This window comes from Amycolatopsis panacis, from assembly GCF_003600245.1.
GTDB lineage: Bacteria > Actinomycetota > Actinomycetes > Mycobacteriales > Pseudonocardiaceae > Amycolatopsis > Amycolatopsis sulphurea.
Map to the genome: position 1 here is coordinate 1 of NZ_QZFV01000017.1, position 7,498 is coordinate 7,498.

Annotated in this window: 8 protein-coding genes; 6 read left to right on the forward strand and 2 right to left on the reverse strand. The window is 63.8% G+C overall.

From position 1 onward, the window contains the following. Positions 1-34: 34 nt before the first annotated feature. Together D5S19_RS01440 and D5S19_RS01445 are read right to left on the reverse strand one after the other, a co-directional pair. Entirely contained in the window at positions 35-340 is a 306-nt protein-coding gene (locus D5S19_RS01440) for a transposase (RefSeq protein ID WP_120021516.1), read from the reverse strand. Positions 341-1,130: 790 nt separating this feature from the next. Continuing rightward, complete coding sequence (locus D5S19_RS01445) at positions 1,131-3,485, reverse strand: nSTAND3 domain-containing NTPase (protein ID WP_120021517.1); 2,355 nt, start codon at positions 3,483-3,485, stop codon at positions 1,131-1,133. A gap of 415 nt (positions 3,486-3,900) precedes the next feature. On the opposite strand from D5S19_RS01445, the gene D5S19_RS01450 reads away from it, so the two are divergent. From D5S19_RS01450 to D5S19_RS01470, 6 genes are all read left to right on the forward strand, one after another. Beyond that, positions 3,901-4,365, forward strand: coding sequence for an AbrB/MazE/SpoVT family DNA-binding domain-containing protein (locus tag D5S19_RS01450; RefSeq protein ID WP_233573657.1), 465 nt, complete (start codon positions 3,901-3,903; stop codon positions 4,363-4,365). Next, positions 4,362-4,790: a hypothetical protein gene (locus D5S19_RS33700; protein WP_199730261.1), complete on the forward strand. Its 429-nt coding sequence runs from the start codon at positions 4,362-4,364 to the stop codon at positions 4,788-4,790. Before D5S19_RS01450 ends, D5S19_RS33700 begins: the two co-directional genes overlap by 4 nt. Continuing rightward, complete coding sequence (locus tag D5S19_RS33705) at positions 4,732-5,403, forward strand: tyrosine-type recombinase/integrase (RefSeq protein WP_199730262.1); 672 nt, start codon at positions 4,732-4,734, stop codon at positions 5,401-5,403. The genes D5S19_RS33700 and D5S19_RS33705 overlap by 59 nt, the downstream gene beginning before the upstream one ends. A 160-nt stretch (positions 5,404-5,563) precedes the next feature. Further along, on the forward strand, positions 5,564-5,884 hold the full coding sequence (locus D5S19_RS01460) for a hypothetical protein (protein ID WP_120021518.1): 321 nt from the start codon (positions 5,564-5,566) through the stop codon (positions 5,882-5,884). Further along, positions 5,877-7,010, forward strand: a complete 1,134-nt coding sequence (locus D5S19_RS01465; RefSeq protein WP_120021519.1) for a putative T7SS-secreted protein — start codon at positions 5,877-5,879, stop codon at positions 7,008-7,010. Before D5S19_RS01460 ends, D5S19_RS01465 begins: the two co-directional genes overlap by 8 nt. After that, positions 7,007-7,318: a hypothetical protein gene (locus tag D5S19_RS01470; protein ID WP_120021520.1), complete on the forward strand. Its 312-nt coding sequence runs from the start codon at positions 7,007-7,009 to the stop codon at positions 7,316-7,318. The genes D5S19_RS01465 and D5S19_RS01470 overlap by 4 nt, the downstream gene beginning before the upstream one ends. Positions 7,319-7,498 lie beyond the last annotated feature (180 nt).

Sequence of the window (7,498 nt, forward strand, 5' to 3'; positions counted from 1 at the left end):
CTTTCGTGCAGCACCGCTTCAGCCACCTACTACATCAGGCGACCTCCAGCGCTCGTGGCACACAGGCTTTTACCAGGAACGCGTTGTCCTTCTCCAGCTCATTCACCTGGCGGCGCAGGCGCTGCAGCTCGGCCCGCTCGGCCGCCTCCAGGGGCTTGTCCCCGTGGACCTCGGCCGCGTCGATCCGGCGTCGTTCGTCTTTGACCCAGACACTCAACATGCCCGGATCGATACCCAGCTCACGGGCAACCTCAGCGATCGTCCGCCCGGAATCGATCACGCGGTGAGCAGCCTCGACCTTGTACTCGGCCGTGTACGACCGGCGCTTGCGAGGAGGCATGAGGACATCCTTCCAGCAGGACAGCTGATCCTGCTAACTCGGTGTCCACTACCCGGGGTGAACCTCACAGAGGGCGAGCTGCAATTCGTCGTGCACTGCGACCCAGGAAAGGCCGAGCCGCTGCCAGAGGGCAGTCATCCGTTCGGGATCAACCAGGCTTGCCGCGCGCATCTCCCAGAGCGGATGACGCTCAGACCAACCCATTCTGTCTGCCTGTCCCAAAACAGGCACCCGCGTCGGTCAGCACCCAGTCTGAAAGCGTAGTAGGGCCTTGAATGCTCGAATCGCCGCATTCCGCGAATTACGTCGTCCAGCGGGTGATCTCCCCACGGCACGTCCTCGTCCTCCATGACTGAACCATTCCACAGACCCGATCGTGCAGTCAGGCCGAGGTCACACGGATGCACCGAAGTTGTCGTTCTGCCAGAACTGCTGGAGGCTCGCCTCTCTGCCCATCCTTGGCAGCCGGACAGCGTCCGTCTCGCTGAGGACGCGTGCAGACTGCCAGTCGGACAAAGTCGATCGCGCTGACCTCGTCGGGTCCGCAGCTCATGTGCTACGAGGAGGCCTCAGCGAGCTGCGCTCGCGGCTCGCTGAGCCGCCGTGCCCGGCCCAAGAAATCGAGCTGGTAACGATGGTTCCGACACTGGTGGCGAGATTTTGACGGCCAGCACCAACTCCAACTGTTCGAGGCCGCCGTTCGAGGCCGAGCCGGCCGGATATCGACCTCCTGCGGACCGGCAACCCCAGCTCGGTAACGCCTTGCGGACTTCATGCGGCAAGTCCCGTGTTAGTCGAGGCTTTCGAGCAGCCTGCGGAGGGTCTCGTCGGGGGCTGGCTCGAGGATATGAACAGGCGGCCGGTTGATGAGCGGCCGCTTTTTGACGTTTGGCGGCGTCTGGGCCGCGATGCCCGTCTGGGCGGCGTCGTTCGCGACGGCGTACGCGGGGCGTAGCTCTTCGGGCAGGTCTTCTGGCTCGATGAACGACAAGACCTCCGCCAGGTCCCACCAGTCGTTATGACGAGCTGTGTGTTCCCGCTGCGCCGACTCGTCGGCCAGCCATGCGCGGAGTTCGCCGTGCACCACGTCGGTCATGTCTTCGTGGATCGTCTGCAGGCGTTCAGCCGCTCCCGGTACCTTTAGGTCAGCCAGCAAGTCCGCCAGCTCGGTCAGGTCCGTCCACAAATATCCGAGCTGGCCTTCTGCTCTCCAGCGGTCGGCGATCGTCTCGTCGAGGAGCTTGTGCACCAACCGAAGTCGCTGTTCCGCCGGGACCAATTCGCTCGCCGAAAGGCGGACAGCGAGGTCGGCGAGGTGACTCGGATTGTAGTTCCCGATCATGCCGGAAGTATCGTTCTCGATTCTGGCCGCAATGAATTCGGCCAGGATAGGCGAGTCGATGATCATCGCAACCTTCAGGTAGTAATCCATATAGTCTGCCAAGCTGGTGTTTTCCTCGGACCAGAATTCTTCGTCCTGTTCAAGATCGCGTCTCTCGATCTCTTCGTATTCGCGGCGGAACAATGTCGTCAGGTCGTCGCCGCGGGTCCGCAACGCGTCTCGCAGGAAGACCTGAGAACGAAGGGAAGCGAGGGAAACCAGGTGGTGAAAGCGTGGAGCGTCGGTGATCGTCCCAAGCAGTTCGTCAAGCGAGACCAGCTTTGATTGGACCCGGCTCAGTAGATAGTCCTGAATAGACGGGTTGTGAAAGGCGGCGATGATAGGAGCGGTTTCGGGTTCGAGCCCGGTCAGGTCGAACCGGTGCGAAGTTTCGATCATCGAGCCGTCGAGCACTTTCAACGCGGTGTGGAACAGCCGACGATCGCTCGATAGCCCGAGCGCGACTTGATAGCTCCGCCAGGCGTCATACAGATCGTCAAGGTCCGTGCCTCGGCCGAAGGTGAACAGCACTTCGAGCAGGTGAACGGCGGGGGCGTCCAACTGCTGTTCGATCACACGTGCCCAGATCCGCTCGGGGTTCTCGAAGTTGAGCAGCAAGGCTTTGGCCACTTCCTTGGTGGCTTCGCGACCAGCAAGGCGCAGCGTGTGCGCGACGAGTCGGGGACTGAAGTTGCGATGCCGGAGGAGCTTGCGCCACTGCGACGAGACGGCGAACTTCCGCTTCTCAGCAGCCGGGACCTCAGAGTAGTAGACGTGGTTGTACAGGATGCTTGCCCGGATCTCCAAACTGTAGCCATTCGGCCCGACATCGCAGGTCAGCGGTTCGAGGTCGCCGTCGTCTAGGATCTCGTGGCGGTGCTTGGCCTCCCGGAGGATGTACTCGCGCGTGGTCAGCACCAGCAGTTTATCCGGCGCTTTCCGGATCCGGTTCAGCACCCGGAGCAGTCGACGGTCCTCGTTCTTCCCTAGGCGATGGTCAAGAGCGATCTCGCCGAGGAAGTCGTCGTAGAAGAACAGTTGCCGGGCGTTCGGACGCCACAGCTTGTCGATTTCGCTGATTTCCTGCGTCACGTCCACTATCTGGTAACCCTGCTCGAGGTAGACGCGGGCCAACATCTTCGCAATCGTCGACTTGCCGATGCCGGGGATCCCGGCCAGCAGGCAGACCGATTCCCGTTCAAGGATTTCCCGAGCGGCGTTGAAGCTTGGGGTCGGGACGAATGTCTGCGCGGCGTCGTCGAGCTCGTCGACCAAGTCTTCCGACCGGATCAGCGCGTCCTGGTGCAGAACCGTCTGAAGGACGGCGGTACTGCTCAGCCACAGCCGAAAATGGCGCTGCACGAGTTCGGGGCGCTTGCGCAACTCCTCGATGATCTGCTCCGCGCCATACAGGTCGCCTGTGCCCTGAACGTACGGGGCAAGATCCTCCAGGAGCTTGTCTTTCGCTGCCACGGTCAGTTCGACGCTCGTGGCAAGGATGTACCGGGTCGGCCGCAGCTTCACGATCTTCGCGCGTTCCCTGTTGCGCATGTTCCTGAGCAGCGCGTCTCGGTCGCTGCGGACCCAGTGCTTGCACTGGACCACCACAGAGCTCCCGTCGTCGGCCATGTGTCGGAGGTCGATTCCGCAGTCCGCGCCGCGGGCGAAGATCTCGAGCTTCAGGCCTAGGATCTCCTCGAACAAGTCCCGACAGACGACCTCGAAGTCATAGTCACTCAGCCTGCCCAGGTCGAACGAATCCATCCGCCCATTCTGCCCGGCGGTCAACCGGAGTCTCGACGGGTACCTTTCGAGTGTGAGACCGCCCGTCAGCGGACTGGCGTGGTCAAAGTCGTAGTTGAAGACGCACGTCGCAGTTAGCCCGATGCCAGGTCGATGTTCTCGTCCGCAGCCGTCACGCTCGAGCCGCTCGGTGTAGGAGTCAAACCAGGGTCACGGGAACGAAGTGACGCTCCATTGAGCCTGGGCCGAGGAATGCCTGGATGGCTGAACGCCTGATCAAACCAAGATGAGTGTTGTGGTTAACGAGCAACTCGCCCCTCGGACACTTTTTCGTTGCATTCCTGCTACACCCAGCGTACTGGTGCTTCAAGGCACTCCAACACCCTAAACCGGCATCCTGCCGGACCCCGCGCCGCCTACGGCGGCGGTGGTCGGCATGACCGGCGCGGTGATTGACCCGGTCGCCTTCCCCGCCACGTTGGTCCGTGACGGGCGTTCCCCCATGGCCGCGGCGAACCGGCCGCTGCCGTTACCCACTGTCCCCACGCCCCGCACCGAGACCGCGGTGTACGGGATGGCGGCGGTCGACTGCCGCGGGCGGGTCGCCGACCGGACGGTGTTCGCCGCGCTGGGCTGGTTAGCCGGGACGCCTCTGGCCATCAGCGTTACCCACGGAACGCTGGTCATCAGCACTGACCCCTGCGGCGTGTTCGGCATGACCAGCCAGGGGCACCTCCGCCTGCCCGCGCCGGTACGGCACTGCTGCGGTCTGGCCTCGTGTGATCGCGTGCTGCTGGCCGCCTACCCCGAGCGCAACGTGCTGCTCGTGCACCCACCGGCGGTGCTCGACCAGTTGCTCGCCGACTGCCACGCAACGCTGCTGGGTGGTGATCCCGCATGACCGCGGAACATCACCAGGGCGCGTCGGCGAACCAGGCTGCCGATCTTGACGCCGCCCGGCTGCTGTTGGCCCGGATGGGCGTTAGGGCCGAAGACCTCATCAGCGAGCCGGTCGCCCGGCCGCTGCTGCCGACCTTCGCCGAATACATCCCTGTCGTGTCCGACGCAGTCTCTGACGGTACCCGCCGCGTCTACACCTCGTACTGGAACCGGATCCTCGAACACTGGGGGCACCGCCGCCTGGACGAGCCGACACCGTCTCAGGTCAAACAGCTCGTCGAGCACATCAAGACCAACGTTGTCGCCCGCCGCAATGCCCGCGGAGGGCGCAGCGCGGGCGAGCACCTGATCGCCCGCCCTACGCTGCTTGTACCGGCACGCCGAAGACGACGAACTTATCGACCCCGCCAACAACCCGGCCCGTAAAGTCGCCAAACCCGCGCGGCTGCCGTCGACGCGCCGTGCGGTCGCTGGCGACCGGCTGGCCGAGATCAACCACACCGCCGCCACCACCGGCAACGACCCCGCCCTCGACACCCTCCTGCTGCGACTGCATACCGAAACCGCATGCCGCCGTGGCGGTGCGCTCGCCTTGCGGCCGCAAGATCTCGATCCAGCCCAGTGCTTGATCTTCCTCCGCGAAAAGGGCGAGACGGTTCGCTGGCAGCCAGTCTCACCCACGCTGATGGCTCACCTGCAACAACACGCACACGACCGTCACGCGCCACGCGACGGGCAACTGCTGCGCTACCGCAACGGGCAACCGATCACCAGCCGCCGCTACGACCACCTCTGGACCCGACTGGGCAAGCACCTGCCCTGGGTCGCCACCCAGCAGATCTCCACCCACTGGCTCCGGCACACCACCCTCACCTGGGTCGAGCGCAACTTCGGGTATGCGGTAGCCCGTGCCTACGCCGGGCACAGCGACCACGGCAGCAGCGAGGCCGGAACCACCACCACCTACGTCCGCGCCAGCATCAACGAAGTCGCCGCGGCATTGGCAGCTCTCACTGAACAGCCGCATCCGCTCTCCTGATCGCTTCGGCGACACCCCGGGCTGTTCCAAGATCTTGGAACAGCCCCCTGATATCGTCCGACCGAAGGAATCGTCACAAGACAGGCAACACTGGTTACCGTGAGTGTCGATTGCTGAGAGGGTTGCACTCCGTCAAAGGCACCTGAGAGGATGTCACGAGATGGATGGGCCAGGTTTTCATGTCGATATCGCAGCGGTTGACGAGGCTGCGCGCGGTATCTCCGGGAGCGTCCACGACCAGGACGGTTTCGAGTTGCGCGGCTTATGCGGCGACGCCGAGCTTTACGGCCACGCAGGCGTGCACGATGCGCTGATGGAGTTCGCGACCCGCTGGAGCGATGGCATCGACGTCCTCACCGATGACGCGTCGGCCATCGGCGATGCCCTGGGCAGGGCCGTCCGGGCGTACCGGTCGATCGACGAGTCCGCGACCCGGTCCCTGACCGGTGATCGGGGCGTCAAGGCAATCGAGGATGGCTGAGCTGGGAACGACCAGCAATCCGACAGACCTGATTCCGGGCAAACCTGCCGCTATCGAAGAAAACGCTCGGGTGCTGCGAGGAAGGGCAACGCGCGCCAACGATGCGGCAGACGGCCTCCAGTCCATCGACACCGGCTCGTGGACGGGCCCCGCCGCCACCGCGTTCCACGACAAGTTCTCCTACGAACCGGGCAAATGGTTCACTGCCGGTGTCTCCCTGGACTCCGGCGCGGGCGCGTTGGAGTCTTACGCCGCGACCTTGCGATGGGCTCAGGGCCAGGCTGGCGAAGCGATCGAGCGATGGGACCAAGCGCAGGCTGCCACCGACAAAGCCAAAGCAGAGCATCAAAAGGCATCCGAACAAGCTGCCGCTCAAGGCCAGCCCGCGCCAGAGTTCACAGACCCGGGTGCCGCCGGGCGCCAAGCCGCTACGGAGGTCCTCAATCGCGCCCGTACACAACTGTCCGAGGCTGGCGACGATGCGGCCAAGGCACTCCGCGACGCAGCGCAGCCAGCGCCCACCGAGTCGAGCTGGCTCGACGACGTCGGCAATTTCGCCGCAGACCTCGGCGCTCATGTCGTCAACGGCCTCGCATCGTTCGGCAACGCAATGGTCAACCATCCCGGCGACGTGGTCGCCGCCGCAGCTGGCATCGGACTGACGGTCATCAGCTCAGCCGGCGAAGGACTCGGTGCCGTGCTCGACGCCACCGGCATCGGCGCGGTCGCGGGCGTTCCTCTCAATGTCGTCTCCGCAGCAGGAATCGCCACGGGCGCAACCATGACGGGTGCCGCCGTGGCGCACATGGCCATGAACGCCGCAGGCGACGATCACGTCGAACCGATGAAGACCGAAAGCTCGCAGTCCAGCTCGGAAGTGCGCGAGCTGACGTCGTCGGAACAACGTTCAGTGCGTTCCCTCCAGCGCAACATCGAGGAACATGAAACCAAGCTCGCCCAGTACAAAGCCAACCCGGACGCCTACGACAACCAGGGTATTCTGAAAAATGCGCCGACTCCGGAGATCCGTCAGCGCATCATCGACGGTCGGGTCCGCCATCTGGAGACCGAAATCAACACGTTCAGGAAACAAGTCAACGACATCCTCGGAGGACACGGATCGTGAGCGAGCCACTGCGCATCCCTGTGCAGCAACTGCGAACAGCCTTCGAGCTGCTGATCCAGCGGATCGCCGACGACGAGGGCGAGACGATTTCCCTCCAGCGTGACTACTTCTGGTCCATCGCGCCGGACGTCTTGTACAACCCCTACGCCGAGCCGGGAGAACCCGGTCTCGGACAACTGTCGGAATCTTGGCAGCATCTTGAAGACCTGCTCAAAGACGAGAGCTTGGCCATGCCGCACCACCTGGCGTGGCTCGCCGACCTTCTCCGAGCACTCGGGCATCCGCAGACACGGACCCCTTTGACCTGACACCTCATCGACAGCGTTCAAGACGTCCGGCAAAACCTTCGCCCGGCCGCGCACTAGATCAACTTGGTTGATGAGTTCTTCGTATTTGTGTCAAGTTTCAGGGTGCGGGCTTGAGGCGGGCGTGGTTGATGTAGTCGTCGACGTGGTGGTTGAGGGTGCGCAGGGCTTGCCGCAGCGGTG